General features: G+C 70.8%; 11 protein-coding genes and 1 riboswitch. Of the genes, 5 read left to right on the forward strand and 6 right to left on the reverse strand.

From position 1 onward, the window contains the following. Positions 1-250: 250 nt before the first annotated feature. Positions 251-1,123 (forward strand): Cof-type HAD-IIB family hydrolase, encoded by an 873-nt coding sequence (locus DEJ46_RS19510; RefSeq protein ID WP_150268170.1) that lies wholly within the window; start codon positions 251-253, stop codon positions 1,121-1,123. 129 nt (positions 1,124-1,252) lie between these two features. Here DEJ46_RS19510 and DEJ46_RS19515 read toward each other — a convergent pair whose 3' ends face one another. The 4 genes from DEJ46_RS19515 to DEJ46_RS19530 all read right to left on the reverse strand — a co-directional run bounded on the left by DEJ46_RS19515 (position 1,253) and on the right by DEJ46_RS19530 (position 9,165). Continuing rightward, positions 1,253-2,965 (reverse strand): GAF domain-containing sensor histidine kinase, encoded by a 1,713-nt coding sequence (locus DEJ46_RS19515; RefSeq protein WP_150268172.1) that lies wholly within the window; start codon positions 2,963-2,965, stop codon positions 1,253-1,255. Between the two features lie 61 nt (positions 2,966-3,026). Next, positions 3,027-6,608 carry a thiol reductant ABC exporter subunit CydD gene (gene cydD, locus DEJ46_RS19520; RefSeq protein WP_150268174.1) on the reverse strand — a complete coding sequence of 1,194 codons (3,582 nt, stop codon included), beginning with the start codon at positions 6,606-6,608 and terminating at the stop codon, positions 3,027-3,029. Positions 6,609-6,637: 29 nt separating this feature from the next. Further along, entirely contained in the window at positions 6,638-7,639 is a 1,002-nt protein-coding gene (gene cydB / locus DEJ46_RS19525) for a cytochrome d ubiquinol oxidase subunit II (RefSeq protein ID WP_150268176.1), read from the reverse strand. 17 nt (positions 7,640-7,656) lie between these two features. Next, positions 7,657-9,165 (reverse strand): cytochrome ubiquinol oxidase subunit I, encoded by a 1,509-nt coding sequence (locus tag DEJ46_RS19530; protein ID WP_150268178.1) that lies wholly within the window; start codon positions 9,163-9,165, stop codon positions 7,657-7,659. A 204-nt stretch (positions 9,166-9,369) separates the two neighbouring features. Here DEJ46_RS19530 and DEJ46_RS19535 point away from each other — a divergent pair, with 204 nt between their 5' ends. Next, entirely contained in the window at positions 9,370-9,747 is a 378-nt protein-coding gene (locus DEJ46_RS19535) for a cyclophilin-like fold protein (protein ID WP_150268180.1), read from the forward strand. Here DEJ46_RS19535 and hisC read toward each other — a convergent pair. Further along, positions 9,744-10,841 carry a histidinol-phosphate transaminase gene (hisC, locus tag DEJ46_RS19540; protein ID WP_150268182.1) on the reverse strand — a complete coding sequence of 366 codons (1,098 nt, stop codon included), beginning with the start codon at positions 10,839-10,841 and terminating at the stop codon, positions 9,744-9,746. The two genes, DEJ46_RS19535 and hisC, sit on opposite strands and share 4 nt — an antisense overlap. Before the next feature lie 369 nt (positions 10,842-11,210). Between hisC and DEJ46_RS19545 the strand changes: the two genes are divergently transcribed. The 3 genes from DEJ46_RS19545 to DEJ46_RS19555 all read left to right on the forward strand — a co-directional run bounded on the left by DEJ46_RS19545 (position 11,211) and on the right by DEJ46_RS19555 (position 14,879). Further along, positions 11,211-12,317, forward strand: a complete 1,107-nt coding sequence (locus DEJ46_RS19545; RefSeq protein WP_125746727.1) for a LacI family DNA-binding transcriptional regulator — start codon at positions 11,211-11,213, stop codon at positions 12,315-12,317. A 264-nt stretch (positions 12,318-12,581) separates the two neighbouring features. Continuing rightward, positions 12,582-14,069: a metallophosphoesterase gene (locus tag DEJ46_RS19550; protein ID WP_150268184.1), complete on the forward strand. Its 1,488-nt coding sequence runs from the start codon at positions 12,582-12,584 to the stop codon at positions 14,067-14,069. A 165-nt stretch (positions 14,070-14,234) separates the two neighbouring features. Further along, positions 14,235-14,879 (forward strand): hypothetical protein, encoded by a 645-nt coding sequence (locus DEJ46_RS19555; protein WP_223834815.1) that lies wholly within the window; start codon positions 14,235-14,237, stop codon positions 14,877-14,879. A gap of 81 nt (positions 14,880-14,960) precedes the next feature. Here DEJ46_RS19555 and thiC read toward each other — a convergent pair whose 3' ends face one another. Further along, on the reverse strand, positions 14,961-16,730 hold the full coding sequence (gene thiC / locus DEJ46_RS19560) for a phosphomethylpyrimidine synthase ThiC (protein ID WP_141299083.1): 1,770 nt from the start codon (positions 16,728-16,730) through the stop codon (positions 14,961-14,963). After that, a riboswitch (TPP riboswitch) is annotated at positions 16,724-16,858 on the reverse strand. Its footprint overlaps the gene before it by 7 nt. Positions 16,859-16,924 lie beyond the last annotated feature (66 nt).

Below are 16,924 nucleotides of genomic sequence, written 5' to 3' on the forward strand. Positions count from 1 at the left end.
CGAGACTCTGAATCCATATCCCGTACGGCGCACCGCAGGCCTCACACTCGTCGCAACGCCGGCCCGAGACCATGCCCCACCCCCTGGAGATGCCGTCAGCTCACCTGGGGTCTTCCCCGCCAGGTCGAGAACCGAACGAGCGTTTTACGGCCAGATCAGGACGCTCCGGGACGGGTCGGGACGCCGAATTCGCGTACTCATATGTGCACCTCTTCGCACGCCCGTGCGTTCGGTGCGGAACAATGGTGCGGTGACCTCTCCCCGCTCTCCGCGACCCTCCGCTCCGGCGACCCGGCTGATCGCCACCGACCTCGACGGCACGCTCCTGCGCGACGACAAATCCGTCTCCGAGCGCACGATCGCCGCGCTCGCCTCGGCGGAGCAGGCCGGTATCGAGGTCTTCTTCGTCACCGGCCGGCCCGCCCGCTGGATGGACGTCGTCAGCGACCACGTCCACGGCCACGGCCTGGCCATCTGCGCCAACGGTGCCGCCGTCGTCGACCTCCACGCGGGAGGCACCTTCCTGGAGGTCCGCCCGCTGGAGCGGCCGGTCGCCCTCGACGTCGTACAGGCCCTGCGCGCCGCCGCGCCCGGCACCTCCTTCGCGGTCGAGCTCACCACCGGTATCCACTACGAGCCGGAGTACCCGCCCTTCTTCCTCGACCCCGGCGCCACCGTCGCCACGGCCGAGAAACTCCTCTTCGAGGAGGCGCCCGGCGCCGCCGCCCCGGTGCTCAAGCTGCTCGCGCAGCACCCGGAGATGGACCCCGACGCGTTCCTGGCGATGGCCAGGGAGGCCGCCGGCGACCTGGCCTCGTTCACCCGGTCCAGCCCCACGGCTCTCCTGGAGGTCAGCGCCCTCGGGGTCTCCAAGGCATCGACCCTGGCCCACTGCTGCGCCGAGCGCGGCATCACGGCCGAGGAGGTCGCCGCCTTCGGCGACATGCCCAACGACATCGAGATGCTCAGCTGGGCCGGCCGCTCGTACGCGATGGGCAACGCCCACCCCGACGTGATCGCGGCCGCCTCCGGCAGCACGGTCGGCAACAACGACGACGGGGTGGCCGTCGTCATCGAGCGGCTCGTGGCGGAGGCGCTGGAGGCGCGCCAGAACACCGCTTAGCCGGGCCCGCCTGCGGCCGCCCCTTGCCCAGGGACACCTGCCACCCCTTGGCCAGGCCCACCTGCCGCCCCTTTGGTCAGGCACGGCGCTGTCACCCCGTAGCCAGGTGCGGGCGCCGCCACACCGTGCCTACAGCGGAGCCTCCCACACGACCGTCGTGCCGCCGCCGTCCTCCCCGAGGCCCGGCCCGCACCAGCTCGCGCCGCCCAGCGACTCGGCCCGCCGCGCCAGGTTGCGCAGACCGCTGCGCCGCCCGCCCTCCGGGATGCCGACGCCGTCGTCCGCGACCGAGAGCCGCACCCCGGCCGAGCCGTCCGGCAGCGTGACCGTGGCGTCGAGGACGACCTCGATCCGGCTCGCCTCCGCGTGCCGGAAGGCGTTCGAGAGGGCCTCGCGCAGAGCGGCGACGAGGTTCTTGCCGGTGAGCTCGCCGACCGCCGAGTCGATCACACCGAGGAAGCGGTGCGCGGGCTTGAAACCGAGCGGCACGGCCGCCATGTTGATCTCCCGCAGGACGCGGGTGCGCAGCCCCGAGGGTGCCTCGGCGGGCCCCTGCTGGAGCGCGAAGATCGCCGTACGGATCTCCTGGATGGTCACGTCCAGCTCGTCCACGGCCTTGCCCACCCCCTCGCGCACGGCCGGCACGATCGACTTCCGCTGGGCGCTCTCCAGCATCATGCCGGTGGCGAAGAGCCGCTGGATGACCAGGTCGTGCAGGTCGCGAGCGATCCGGTCACGGTCCTCGTAGACGGCGAGCCGCTCCCTGTCCCGCTGCGCGTCCGCCATCATCAGCGCGAGCGCCGCCTGCGAGGCGAACTGCGTGGCGAGCGTCCGCTCCGTCTCCGTGAACGGGCGCGCGCCCCGTACCCGGGGCGTGGCGAGCGCGCCGAGGACCCGTCCGCCGCTCTGCAGCGGCAGCATCATGCTCGGGCCGTACGCGGAGGTCAGCCGGCTGATCATGCGCGGGTCCGTCGAGGCGTCAGCCACGAAAACCGCCTCGCCCTTCAGGAGCTCCTCGACCACGGCGCTCTCCGGCGGGATCACGACACCCAGCGACTTGGTGGCGCGGGGCGAGGACACGGCGACGATCTCCAGGCCGCCCTCCTCTGCGGGCAGCAGCACGATGCCGGCGTCCGCGTCGGCGAGCCGGCGCGCCTGCTCGGCGACGACGGTGAGCGCGTCGTCCGCGTCGCCGCCGGAGAGCAGGGCCGTGGTGACGGCGACCGAGCCGTCGATCCACCGTTCGCGCTGCCGGGCGGCCTCGTAGAGACGGGCGTTGCCGATGGCGATGCCCGCCTCCGTGGCGAGCACCCTGACCATGTGGACGTCGTAGTCGTTGAACTCGCCGCCGCTGTGCTTCTCGGCGAGGTAGAGATTGCCGAAGATCTCGCCCTGGACCCGGATGGGTACGCCGAGGAAGGTCCGCATCGGCGGATGCCCCGGCGGGAAGCCGGCCGCGCGGGGATCGGCGGACAGGTCGGCGAGACGGATCGTCTGCGGGTCGCGGATGAGCGCGCCGAGCAGCCCGGCGTGGCCGTCGGGGAGACGCCCGATCCGGCGGGCCGCGTCCTCGTCGACGCCGAAGGTGACGAAGTCGGACAGTCCCTCGCCTTCCTCGTCGACGACCCCGATCGCGGCGTAGCGGGCGTCGGCGAGTTCGGCGGCCGTCTCGCAGATCCGGTCGAGGGTGGAGTGGAGTTCGAGCCCCGTTCCGACCGAGCGCATGGCCTCCAGGAGCTGCGGTACTCGGGCGGTGAGCTCCGTGGACAGGCCCTGGAGGCTGCGCGTGGCCTGCGTGGCGGCTTCCAGGGGGTCCGAGGGGTCGGGCGCTGCGACGGTCATGAGCTTGAGCCTAGTTAGTCCGATTTGGCGAGAAAAGTCGGCCGGTCGGCCGCTGTCCTGCTCAGGCCCCGGACACGGCCCGGTCCGTCCCTGCCCCGACGACGAGCAGATCGGTCTCCCGTTCCTGCTCCAGCATCCGGCGCAGCGGGCCCTCCGCCTCCGCCAGCTCGGCGTACGGACCGCGCTGCACGGTCCGGCCCTCGGCCAGGACCACCACCTCGTCGACGGCGTCGAGCCCGTGCAGCCGGTGGGTGATGAGGACGGTGGTACGGCCCTCGGTGGCCCGGAGCAGGTCGTCGGTGAGCGCGTCGGCGGTGGCCAGGTCGAGGTGTTCGGCCGGCTCGTCGAGGACGAGGACGGGGAAGTCGGCCAGCAGGGCGCGGGCGAGCGCGAGGCGCTGCCGCTGGCCGCCGGAGAGCCGGGAGCCGTGCTCGCCCACGAGGGTGTCGAGCCCGGCCGGAAGGCCGTTCACCCAGTCAAGGAGACGGGCCCGGCGCAGCGCGTCGCGCAGTTCCTCGTCACTCGCCCCGACCTTCGCGAGCCGCAGGTTCTCGCGGACGGAACTGTCGAAGATGTGGGCGTCCTGGGCGCAGAGGCCGACGAACCGCCGGACCGCGTCGCCGTCGAGCTCCCAGGCGGGCACGCCACCGATCCGGTACATGCCGTTCTCCACGTCCAGGAACCGCAACAGCACCTGGGCCAGAGTGGTCTTGCCGGAACCGGAGGCGCCGACGACGGCCACCCGGCGCCCGGCCTCCAGGGTGAGCCCGAAGTCAGCGAGCGCCACCCGGTCCTGCCCGGCGTGCCGGGCGGAGAGCCCGGCCAGCTCCAGCGGGAACGGATCCGCCGGGGGAGTCACGGGCACGGCCGGCTCGTGTACGGGGACGGGGGCGTCGAGCACCTCGAAGACCCGCTCGGCACTGTGCCGGACCCGCTGCCGGTACTGGACGGCGAGCGGCAGCCCGGTGACGGCCTCGAAGGCGGCGAGCGGGGTCAGGACGACCACGGCGAGGGCCACTCCGTCGAGCCGCCCGTCCCGTACGGCCTGGACACCGACGAGTGCGGCGGCCGCGACCGTCAGGCCGCAGACCGTCGCGGAGAGACCGGCGCCGAGCGCGGTGGCCGCGGCCTGGCGCGAGGCGATGGAGGTGAGGTGCCGGTCGGCGATCCGGGTGCGCTCGACCCGTCCGGGCAGCGCGCCCGCGACGGTCAGCTCGGCGCAGCCGCGGAGCAGGTCGGCCACCGCGGTCGCCAGGGCACCGCGCGCAGGGGCGAGTCGGCGCTCGGCCCGGCGGGCGACGGCCCCGCCGGCCGCCGGCACGGCGATTCCCGCGACGAGCAGGCCCACGGCGAGGACGGCCCCGGCCTCGGGCAGCATCCAGGCGGTGAACCCGGCGGAGACGACGCCCACGACGAGGGCGGCGCCCACCGGGAGCCACCAGCGCAGCCAGTAGTCCTGGAGCGCGTCGACATCCTGGACGAGCCGGGACAGCAGGTCTCCGCGCCGGGCGCGCCGCAGCCCTGCTGGGGCGATCCGCTCCAGGCGGCCGTAGACGGAAACCCGGAGCTCGGCGAGCATCCGGAGCACGGCGTCGTGCGAGACGAGCCGCTCGGCGTACCGGAAGACGGCCCGGCCGATGCCGAAGGCGCGCGTGGCCGTGACGGCCATCATCAGATAGAGCACGGGCGGCTGTTCGGAGGCCCTGGAGATGAGCCAGCCGGACACGGCCATGAGCCCGACGGCGGAACCGAGGGCCAGGCTCCCGAGCAGCAGGGCGAGCGTCATGCGTCCCTTGAGCTCTCCTGCCATGTCCCGGACCCGCCCGAGCACCGACCGCCCGGAACCCGCCCCGGCCGCCTCGCCGGACAGGGCCTCCGAGTCCGCTCCCGCTTCCTCCTGGCCGGCCGAGTCCGAGTCGTACGACTCCGACCCGCCCGACCCCGACACGACAGAACCCGAAGACTCCGCGTCGGCCACGGCCCCGTTCCCGGCCCCGGCCCCTCCCGCCGCCGGAACCAGGCTCACCACCCGGTCCGCGACCGCGAGCAGCGCCGGACGGTGGACCACCAGCAGGACCGTCCGGCCGGCCGCGAGGCGCCGGACCGCGTCGACGACACCCGCCTCCGTCTCGCCGTCCAGCGCGGCCGTCGGCTCGTCGAGCAGCAGCAGAGGCCGGTCGGCCAGGAACGCCCGGGCGAGCGCCAGACGTTGCCGCTGGCCCGCCGAAAGACCGGCGCCGTCCTCGCCGAGCAGGGTGTCGAGCCCCTCCGGAAGCCCCGCGACGAACCCGTCCGCCCCGGCGTCCCGCAAGGCTTCCCGTACGGCCTCGTCGGAGGCGTCCGGGCGGGCCAGCCGTACGTTCTCGGCGATCGTCCCCGCGAAGAGGTACGGACGCTGCGGCACCCAGGCGATCCGCGACCGCCACACCTCCAGATCCAGCGACGCGAGCTCCTCGCCGCCGACCAGGACGGAGCCGCCCTCCTCCGGCGCCACGAAGCCGAGCAGCACATCGAGGAGCGTCGACTTCCCGACACCACTCGGGCCGACCAGGGCCACCGTCTCGCCGGACTCGACCGTCAGCGTCGCTGCGTCCAGCGCCGGTTCGGCGCGCCCCGTGTGCCGCACGGTCACCCGGTCGAGCTCCAGCCGCACGGACTCCGGAACCGCCCCCGTACCGCCGGCGCGTACCGGCTGCTCCAGAACCTCGAAGATCTCCTCCGCCGCAGCGAGCCCCTCGGCCGCCGCGTGGTACTGCGCGCCCACCTGCCGCAGGGGGAGGTAGGCCTCGGGCGCCAGGATCAGGATGACGAGCCCGGTGTACAGGTCGATCTCGCCGTGGACGAGCCGCATGCCGATGGTCACGGCGACGAGCGCGACCGACAGGGTCGCGAGGAGTTCCAGGGCGAAGGAGGAGAGGAACGCGATCCGCAGGGTGCGCATCGTCGCCTGCCGGTACTCCGAGGTGATCGTGCGGATCGACTCGGCCTGGGCCTTCGCCCGTCCGAAGATCTTGAGGGTGGGCAGGCCCGCCACGACGTCCAGGAAATGGCCGGAGAGCCGGGAGAGCAGCTTCCACTGCCGGTCCATCCGCGCCTGCGTGTACCAGCCGATGAGAATCATGAAGATCGGGATGAGCGGCAACGTGACGACGATGATCGCCGCCGAGACCCAGTCCTCGGTGACGATCCGCGCGAGGACGGCCACCGGCACGACCACCGCGAGACCGAGCTGCGGCAGGTACCGCGCGAAGTAGTCGTCGAGCGCGTCCACGCCCCGCGTCGCGAGCGCGATCAGCGAACCGGCCTTCTGGCCGCTCAGCCAGCCGGGCCCGAGCGCGGCCGCCCGTACGAGCAGCCGGCCGCGGAGTTCGGACTTGACCGCCGCGCTCGCCCGGTGGGCGGCGAGCTCGGTCAGCCAGGAGACGAGCCCCCGCCCCACCGCGACTCCCGCGAGCAGCAGCAGAGGAGTGGTCAGATCGGAACCCGCCAGGCCCTTCTGGAAGGCCCCCACCACGATCTCGGCGATGAGCATCGCCTGGGCGACGACCAGCGCCGCCCCGGCCAGACCGAGCACGACCACCGCGGCAAGGAAGAAGCGGGTGGCCCGGGCGTACCGGAGCAGACGCGGGTCGATCGGTTTCACGTGAAACATGCCCCTCTGGTGAGCGTCGGCTAGTGGGCGTCGGCGATGTGCTGCGTACCGATGCGCTTACGGAACACCCAGTAGGTCCAGCTCTGGTACAGCAGCACCAACGGGGTCGCGATCGCCGCGCACCAGGTCATGATCTTGAGCGTGTACGGGCTCGACGACGCGTTCGTCACGGTAAGGCTCCACTCGGGGTTGAGCGAAGACGGCATGACGTCGGGGAAGAGCGCGAGGAAGAGCATCGCCACCGCGGCGGCGATCGTCACGCCCGAGAGCGCGAACGACCAGCCCTCGCGTCCCACCTTGATGGCCCCGATCGCGCCGACCAGCGCCACCACGGCGACCAGCATCGCTGCGAGGCTCCAGCTGTCCCCCGTGTCGACCTGGGTCCAGATCAGGAAGGCGAGCGCGAGCAACGCCGTGACCAGGCCGAGCTTGAGCGCGAGGGCCCGGGCGCGTACCCGGATGTCACCGACCGTCTTGAGCGAGGCGAAAACAGCGCCGTGGAAGGTGAAGAGGGTGAGCGTGACCAGACCGCCGAGAAGGGCGTACGGGTTGAGGAGGTCCCAGAAGGTGCCGACGTACTCCATCTCCGCGTCGATCTTCACGCCGCGGACGATGTTGCCGAAGGCCACGCCCCAGAGGAACGCGGGGATCAGGGAGGTCCAGAAGATGGCCTGCTCCCAGTTGCGCTGCCAGTTCTCCTCGGGCCGCTTCGCCCGGTATTCGAAGGCGACGCCCCGGACGATCAGACAGACCAGGATGATCAGCAGGGGCAGGTAGAAGCCGGAGAAGAGCGTCGCGTACCACTCGGGGAACGCGGCGAAGGTCGCGCCGCCGGCAGTGAGCAGCCACACCTCGTTGCCGTCCCAGACGGGACCGATCGTGTTGATGAGGACCCGCTTCTCGACCCGGTCGCGGGCGAGCAGCTTGGTCAGGACACCGATCCCGAAGTCGAAGCCTTCGAGGAAGAAGTAGCCGATCCAGAGGACGGCGATGAGTACGAACCAGACGTTGTGGAGTTCCATGCCTCGTTCTCCTGACCTCAGTACGAGAAGGCCATGGGCCGGTCGGGGTCACGGGAGTCCCCGCCGATCTTGGTGGGCGGGTTGAGGTCGTCCTCGGTGAGCTCCGGCGGGCCGGCCTTGATGTACTTCACGAGGAGCTTGACCTCGATCACGGCGAGGACGGCGTAGAGCACGGTGAAGACGATCATCGAGGTGAGCACCTCGGCCGTGGTGGTGCCGGGGGAGACCGCGTCCCGGGTGCGCAGCACGCCGTAGACGACCCAGGGCTGGCGGCCCATCTCGGTGAAGATCCAGCCCCAGGAGTTGGCGATCAGTGGGAACGCCATGGTCCAGAGGGCGACGATCCAGTACCACTTGGTGAAGCGGGCGCTGAGCGCCTTCCGCCTGAACAGGACCAGGTTCGGCACTTCGTCCTCACCGGTCCGCATCCCCGGTGCCAGCATGAACTTCTTGCGGGTCAGCCAGAGGCCGAGCATGCCGATGCCCAGCGAGGCCATGCCGAAGCCGATCATCCAGCGGAAGCCCCAGTACGCGACGGGGATGTTGGGCCGGTAGTCGCCGGGGCCGAACTTCTCCTGCTCGGCCTTGTTGATGTCGTTGATGCCCGGGACGTACGAGGTGAAGTCGTCGTTCGCCAGGAACGACAGCAGGCCCGGGATCTCTATGGCCACCTTGTTGTGGCCCTTGTCGACATCGCCGTACGCGAAGATCGAGAACGGCGCGGGTGCCTCGCCGTCCCAGAGGGCCTCGGCGGCGGCCATCTTCATCGGCTGCTGCTTGAACATGACCTTGCCGAGCAGGTCACCGCTGATGGCGGTGCCGAGGCCGGCGATGATCAGGGTGATCAGGCCGAGCCGCAGCGAGGTCCGCATCACCGGAATGTGCTTCTTCCGCGCCAGGTGGAAGGCGGAGATGCCGACCATGAACGCGCCGCCGACCAGGAAGGCCGCCGTCATGGTGTGGAAGAACTGTGTGAGGGCGGTGTTCTGGGTGAGCACCAGCCAGAAGTCGGTGAGCTCTGCCCGCCCGCGCTCCTCGTTGATGCGGTACCCGACGGGGTGCTGCATCCAGGAGTTCGCCGCGAGGATGAAGTAGGCGGAGAGGATGGTGCCGATCGACACCATCCAGATGCAGGCGAGGTGGATCCGCTTCGGCAGCTTGTCCCAGCCGAAGATCCACAGGCCGATGAACGTGGACTCGAAGAAGAAGGCGATGAGCGCTTCGAAGGCGAGCGGGGCACCGAAGATGTCGCCGACGAAACGGGAGTAGTCCGACCAGTTCATACCGAACTGGAACTCCTGGACGATGCCGGTGACGACACCCATGGCGATGTTGATCAGGAAGAGCTTGCCCCAGAACTTCGTCGCCCGGAGGTACTTCTCCTTCCCGGTCCGCACCCAGGCGGTCTGGAGACCGGCAGTGAGGGCGGCGAGGGAGATCGTCAGGGGGACGAAGAGGAAGTGGTAGACGGTGGTGATGCCGAACTGCCAGCGCGCCAGAGTCTCTGGCGCAAGAGCGAGGTCCACGTCGTTTTCTCCTTACATCGCCGTGGTCACATCGGCAGTTTGCCCTGTTAATCCCACTAATTTAGGGATGAACCAGGACACGCTTGTGAACGCGTTCACATTCACAAGCATTATGGCTCATACGAAATCCGTACCTTCAGTCGGGGTCCCCGTACCGAAGGTCACCTCTTCCCAGGGCCTTCAACATATTGTTGAATCCGGGGCATGACCCTTCGGATACGCATCGTCTGGCCGGCCGGACACACCACGGCGACCCTTGAGGAGACCCCCACGAGCACGGCGCTCGCGAGGGTTCTCCCGATCTCCTCCACCGCCCGCACGTGGGGCGAGGAGGTCTACTTCGACACACCGGTCTCCGTCCCCGTCGAGGACGGAGCTCGCCAGGTCGTCGAGCCCGGCACGGTGGCCTTCTGGACGGACGGCGACGCGCTCGCCCTCCCCTACGGCCCGACCCCGATCTCGCGCGGGGACGAGTGCCGGCTCGCGAGCCCCTGCAACCTCCTGGGCGCTCTGAACGGCGACCCGCGGATCCTGGCCACCGTCAGGGACGGCGACCCGATCCGCGTGGAGTCCGTGGACTAACCCTCCTGGCGGAAGCCCTCCGCCGCCTTCAGGAACAGGTCGTTCGCCTCGGTCTCACCGATCGTGACGCGGACGCCCTCACCCGCGAACGGCCGCACCATCACGCCGTGCCGCTCGCACTCCGCCGCGAAGTCCAGCGTCCGCTCGCCGAGCCGCAGCCAGACGAAGTTCGCCTGGGTGTCCGGCACGGTCCAGCCCTGGGCCACGAGCCCCGCATGGACCCGCTCACGCTCGGCCACCAACGAGCCGACCCGGCCGAGCAGTTCGTCCTCGGCCCGCAGCGAGGCCACCGCCGCGTCCTGCGCCAGCTGGCTCACCCCGAACGGGACCGCCGTCTTGCGCAGCGCCGCCGCAACCGGCTCGTGGGCCACCGCGAAGCCGACCCGCAGCCCCGCCAGGCCGTAGGCCTTGGAGAACGTGCGCAGCACGGCGACGTTCGGCCGGTCGCGGTAGAGCTCGATGCCGTCCGGGATGTCGGTGTCGCGGACGAACTCGCGGTACGCCTCGTCGATCACGACCAGGACGTCGGAGGGCACCCGGTCGAGGAAGCGCTCCAGCTCGGCCCGGCGGACCGCGGTGCCCGTGGGGTTGTTGGGGTTGCAGACGAAGATCAGCCGCGTCCGGTCGGTGATCGCCGCCGCCATCGCGTCGAGGTCGTGCACCTCCCCGTCGGTCAGCGGCACCTGCACCGAGGTGGCACCGCTGATCTGCGTGATGATCGGGTACGCCTCGAAGGAGCGCCAGGCGTAGATCACCTCGTCGCCCGGGCCCGAGGTGGCCTGGAGCAGCGACTGCGCGACGCCGACCGAGCCCGTGCCGGTCGCGATGTGCGAGACGGGCACGCCGAAGCGGTCGGCGAGCTCCTGCATCAGGCCGGTGCAGGCCATGTCCGGGTAGCGGTTGAAGTTCGCGGCGGCGGCCAGCGTGCTCTCCATGACCCCGGGCAGCGGCGGATAGGGGTTCTCGTTGGACGAGAGCTTGAAGGCCACGGGACCGCCCGCGGCGGCCGGCTTGCCCGGCTTGTAGGTGGGGACACCGTCCAGCTCGGCGCGCAGCTTGGGGCTGCCGGTGCTCGTCCCGCTGGTCTCGCTCACAGTGTGGCCTCCTCGACCGTCCGTACCGCCAATACTCCTCACCTTATGAGGATTCGCCTCCGCTGCGAATGGCCTGTGGACAACAGGAGGGACACGCTGTGGAAAGAGGGGGAGCGCGGGACCGGGTGGCGCGCGCCGGTGGCGGGCGCCGTGGCGCGCATCCCCCGTAGAGGTGAGTTGAGACCTCTTCGAGACCTCGCCCCTTCGCCAGGCCTACGGCGTTCGGCAACCCTAGGTCGCATGGAAGAACCCTCAACCGCCTTCGATTCCATGCCTGTTGACTCGTTTCGATCATGCAGAAACGTGCCTGTCAATGCCTGCATATGCGGCCGTCCCGACCGCCCCTCATCGCCCTACTATCGGCTCGCCATGACAGCAGCAGGGAAGCACCAGGTGAGCCGGGCACAGACCCGGGGAAGCCGGCAGGGCCGGGCAGGCATCCGGGACGTGGCCGCCGCCGCCGGGGTCTCCATCACGACTGTCTCCGACGCGCTCAACGGCAAGGGCCGACTCCCGGACGCCACCCGCCGCCACGTCCGCGAGGTCGCCGACCGGCTGGGCTACCGCCCATCCGCGGCGGCCCGCACGCTTCGTACGGGCAAGTCGGGACTCATCGGCCTGACCGTGACCACGTACGGGGATGAACCTTTCACCTTCACCGAATTCGCATACTTCGCGGAGATGGCCAGAGCAGCCACATCGGCAGCACTCGCCCGGGGCTACGCCCTGGTCATCCTCCCCGCCACCTCCCGCCATGACGTCTGGTCGAACGTCGCCCTCGACGGCACCGTCGTCATCGACCCCTCCGACCATGACCCGGTCGTCACCGAACTGGTCCGGCAAGGCCTCCCCGTCGTCTCCGACGGACGCCCCGCCGGCACCCTTCCGGTCACCGCCTGGGTCGACAACGACCACGAAGCCGCCGTCCTCGATCTGCTCGACCACCTCGCCGCCGCCGGCGCCCGCCGCATCGGCCTCCTCACCGGAACCACCACCGACACGTACACCCGCCTGTCCACCACCGCGTACCTCAACTGGTGCGAGCGGGTCGGCCAGGACCCCGTCTACGAGGCCTATCCGGCGCACGATCCGTGCGCGGGCGCCGTCGCGGCCGACCGGCTGCTCGCCCGCCCGGACCGACCGGACGCCGTGTACGGCCTCTTCGACCCCAACGGAACCGACCTCCTCGCGGCCGCGCGCCGCTACGGACTGCGCGTCCCGGAGGACCTGCTGCTGGTCTGCTGCAGCGAGTCCACCGTCTACGCCACCACCGAACCGCCCATCACGACGCTCTCGCTCAAACCACGCAGGATCGGCACGGCCGTCGTCCAGCTCCTCATCGACGCCATCGAGGGGATCGATACGGACGGCCCGGTCGAGCAGGTGATACCGACCGAACTCATCGTCCGCACCTCCTCACAGCGGCGCTCGCCGCGCACCACGGTCAGCCCGCCGCGCTCACCCGCGAAGGACTGACCGAAGCTCACCGAACCCGCCGCCCCCCGCCCCTGCCCGTGGGCAGGGGCGGCGAAACCGGGCACCGTACCGGGCTCAACCCTGGACTGGACCTTCTCAATTCGGGCGAAACAACCGGTGAACCCGGAGTGGACCCGGATTCACCACCCCTGGTGCGTCACACAGGAGGACCCTCATTCCTATGATGGGCGGACGACATCGTGGGCCACCCCGACCAGGCCGGTCCACCATGTGCAGGGCATCGCGACGGTGGTGGAGGGGTCCATGACTCAGGGGGCCGGGCAGGAGCCCGTGGTGCGCACGGCGACATTGCGCGACTTCCGCGTACCGCCGTACGCCCGGGTGCCCGTACAGGGCCATGCCACCGAGCCGACGGTCGAGCACCTTCCACCGGCCCAGGCACCCACCCAGGCGCCGGCCGAGACACCGGCACAGGCACCCACCCAGGCGCCGGCCGAGACACCGGCACAGACACCTCCCCAGCCGCCGGCCGAGGCAGCTGCCCGCACCCCGGCCGAGACGCCCGCCGCCCCGCCCATGCCGGCCACCGCGCCTGCACCGGCCGTCGAGGCAGCACCGAGCGGATCGCTCTCCGTCGTCGGCGCACCTCCGTCCGCGCCCGCCACGCCCGCGCCCGTCCCCGCCCACGTACCCCCGCCCGCGCCTGCGCCCGCCGACCCGACCCTCCTCCTGGGCCGCCGCGTCGCCCCCGCCTACACCGGTACGGCCCCCACGACCAGCACGACCGGCTCCTCCATCGTCTCGGTCGCCACGGGCCACCCCGGCAGCGCCTTCCCCGAGGGCGACCTGCCCGAGGGCTACACCCCCACCGAGCGCGACCTCCCGGTCATCAACCGCGGCGACACCGTCCAGGTCCGGGTCGCCCCCGAGGCCGCCACCGCGCCCGACCCCACCGCCGCGAACGGCGACGGCCCCGGCCCCCTCTACGTCGTCGGCGACGTCCACGGCTACCTCGACGAACTCGTCGGCGCCCTGCGCGCCCAGGGCCTCGTCGACGAGAACGGCGGCTGGGCCGCGGGCAACGCCCGGCTGTGGTTCCTCGGCGACTTCACCGATCGCGGTCCCGACGGGATCGGCGTCATCGACCTCGTCATGCGGCTCTCCGCCGAGGCCGCCGCCGCCGGCGGTTACTGCAAGGCCCTCATGGGCAACCACGAGCTGCTGCTGATCGGCGCCAAGCGCTTCGGCGACACCCCGGTCAACTCCGGCGCGGGCACGGCCACCTTCCAGGCCGCCTGGCTGCTCAACGGCGGCCAGAAGCACGACATGGACCGGCTACAGGACGTCCACCTCCAGTGGATGTCCCGGCTCGACGCCGTGGTCCTGGAGGACGACCACCTCCTCCTGCACTCCGACACCACCGCGTACCTCGAATACGGCGAGACGATCGAGGACGTCAACGACACGGTCCACGAGATCCTCAACCGGAGCGATGCCGACGAGGTCTGGGACGTGTTCCGCAAGTTCACGAAGCGCTTCGCGTTCCGTGACGAGGGCGGACCGCAGGCCGTCCAGGAGCTCCTCTCCACCTACGGCGGCAGCCGGATCGTGCACGGCCACAGCCCCATCCCGTACCTCCTCGGCCAGGTCGGCACGGAGGAGGGCGAGGGCAGCGGCGGCCCGGTCATCGACGGACCTCATGTGTACGCGGACGGTCTCGCGATCGCCATGGACGGCGGTGTGACCATGGCCGGAAAGCTGCTGGTCGTCGAACTCCCCCTGAACGGCTGACGCATAACCCTGCGCATCCGGGGAAGTCGATTTCCGGAAACACCCTGTCAGCCCGTGGTGTCACCGCAATACCATCGGACCATCCGTAGCAGGCTCTCCTCCGTTTCTGCCCGATCGGCCGTTCTCCACGGCTGATCCGGGCCTGCGGAGCATCGGGGGATGCACATGAACGTGGCTCCGTACCTGCTGACCGAGGATCGCGCCGAGTACGAGCGGGTCCTCGACGACGCACTGAGCACCGCCCACGCACGTCCGGATCTCGCCGGAGTCGGGACACGGCTCACGGTGGGGCAACTGCGCTCCATGGCTCTGAACGCGACAGCGCTGATCACCACCGCGGCGTCGAGCGAGTACGACCACTTCGTCAAGGTCCGCGAGCAGGGCCGCGTCGCGGTCGCCACCCGCGTACCGGCCCCGCAGGACGGCTCCGGCGCGGGGATCGTCGCGATCTTCACGGTGATGGTGCCCGTCCTCGCCGGGTCGGCCGCCTTCATCTTCCTGCTGGTCGGCGCGCTTCTGCACGCGCTAGCGCCCACCGTGGTCTTCGGATCGACCCTGCTGACGGCCGGTCTGGTCTTCGGCGCGGTCGCCGCCGCCGGCCTGCTCTGCGCGGCCGCCGGACTCCTCCGGACCGCCCTGCGCAACAGCCCGACCGCGACGGTCACCGCCGGGACGCCCGCCACCTCGGCGGACGACGAGCTGTCCCGAGCCCGCGAGGCCTGGCGCCTCGCCCTGCTCGAACGCGGCGTCGTCCCCTTCCTCCGCGCCGCCCTCGCGGCCACGGACCAGGGCGACGACACCGCCACCTGACGGAGGGCCCACACAACGGCACCGGCCCGCGACTCCCCCGTGGGTCGCGGGCCGGTGCCTGCTCGGATGCTGCCGCCGCGGTCAGTCCGCCAGCGGCAGGTAGACGCGGTTCCCGCTCTCCGCGAACTCCTTCGACTTCTCCGCCATCCCGGCCTCGATCTCCTGCTGCGTGCCGCCGTGCTCACGCCGGATGTCCTGGGAGATCTTCATCGAGCAGAACTTCGGACCGCACATCGAGCAGAAGTGCGCGGTCTTCGCGGGCTCCGCCGGCAGCGTCTCGTCGTGGAACTCGCGTGCCGTGACCGGGTCGAGCGCCAGGTTGAACTGGTCCTCCCAGCGGAACTCGAACCGCGCGTCGGAGAGCGCGTCGTCCCACTCCTGCGCGCCCGGGTGCCCCTTGGCGAGGTCCGCCGCGTGGGCGGCGATCTTGTACGTGATGACGCCCGTCTTCACGTCGTCCTTGTTGGGCAGGCCCAGGTGCTCCTTGGGCGTGACGTAGCAGAGCATCGCCGTGCCCCACCACGCGATCATCGCCGCGCCGATGCCGGAGGTGATGTGGTCGTAGGCGGGCGCCACGTCCGTCGTCAGCGGGCCGAGGGTGTAGAACGGCGCCTCCTCGCAGATCTCCTGCTGGAGGTCGATGTTCTCCTTGATCTTGTGCATCGGGACGTGGCCCGGGCCCTCGATCATCGTCTGCACGTTGTGCCGCTTGGCGATCGTGTTCAGCTCGCCGAGCGTACGCAGCTCCGCGAACTGCGCCTCGTCGTTGGCGTCCGCGATCGAGCCGGGGCGCAGGCCGTCGCCGAGCGAGTACGTGACGTCGTACGCCGCCAGGATCTCGCAGAGCTCCTCGAAGTTCGTGTAGAGGAAGTTCTCCTTGTGGTGGGCGAGACACCAGGCGGCCATGATCGAGCCGCCGCGCGAGACGATGCCGGTCTTGCGGCGCGCGGTGAGCGGCACGTACGGCAGGAGTACGCCGGCGTGCACCGTCATGTAGTCGACGCCCTGCTCGGCCTGCTCGATGACCGTGTCCTTGTAGATCTCCCAGGTCAGGTCCTCGGCCTTGCCGTCGACCTTCTCCAGGGCCTGGTAGAGCGGCACGGTGCCGATCGGCACGGGGGAGTTGCGCAGCACCCACTCGCGGGTGGTGTGGATGTTGCGGCCGGTGGACAGGTCCATGACCGTGTCCGCGCCCCACTTGGTCGCCCAGGTCATCTTCTCCACCTCCTCCTCGATGGAGGAGGTGACGGCGGAGTTGCCGATGTTGGCGTTGACCTTCACCAGGAACCGCTTGCCGATGATCATCGGCTCGATCTCCGGGTGGTTGACGTTCGCCGGGAGCACCGCCCGGCCCGCGGCGATCTCCTCCCGTACGACCTCGGGGGAGACGTTCTCGCGGATCGCGACGTACTCCATCTCCGGGGTGATCTCGCCCCTGCGGGCGTACGCCAGCTGCGTCACCGCCTGGCCGTCACGGCCGCGGCGCGGCAGGCGCGGACGGCCGGGGAAGACGGCGTCGAGGTTCTTCAGCCCGCCGCCGCGCGGCGACGTGTGCTTGATGCCGTCGTCCTCGGGGCGCACGGGGCGGCCCGCGTACTCCTCGGTGTCGCCGCGCGCGATGATCCAGTTCTCGCGCAACGGCGCCAGGCCGCGCCGTACGTCGGTGTCGATGGTGGGGTCGGTGTACGGGCCGGACGTGTCGTACAGCGTCACGTCCTTGCCGTTGGTGAGGTGCACCTGACGGACCGGGACCCGGAGGTCGGGGCGCGAACCCTCGACATAGCCCTTGTGCCAGCCCGGCGCGCGGCCGTCCTGGTCGGAGGCAGGCGTGCGTGCATCCTGAATGGTCATGAGACCGATCTCCCTACGCCGGCATTACCCGGTAACAGGTTCGGCGGTCGGCGCAGCCTCCTCCCGTACGTAGGTACGGTGATCAGCGCCCTCTCAGCCCGGTGCTCCGAGCTCCCGCGTGTGCAAAGGTGTCACCACGCTAGCGCCATCCCTGGCGTGCTGAACAGTGGGCCCCCACCGTTCTTGCGATGATC

The sequence above is a fragment of the Streptomyces venezuelae genome, from assembly GCF_008642375.1.
Taxonomy (GTDB): domain Bacteria; phylum Actinomycetota; class Actinomycetes; order Streptomycetales; family Streptomycetaceae; genus Streptomyces; species Streptomyces venezuelae_G.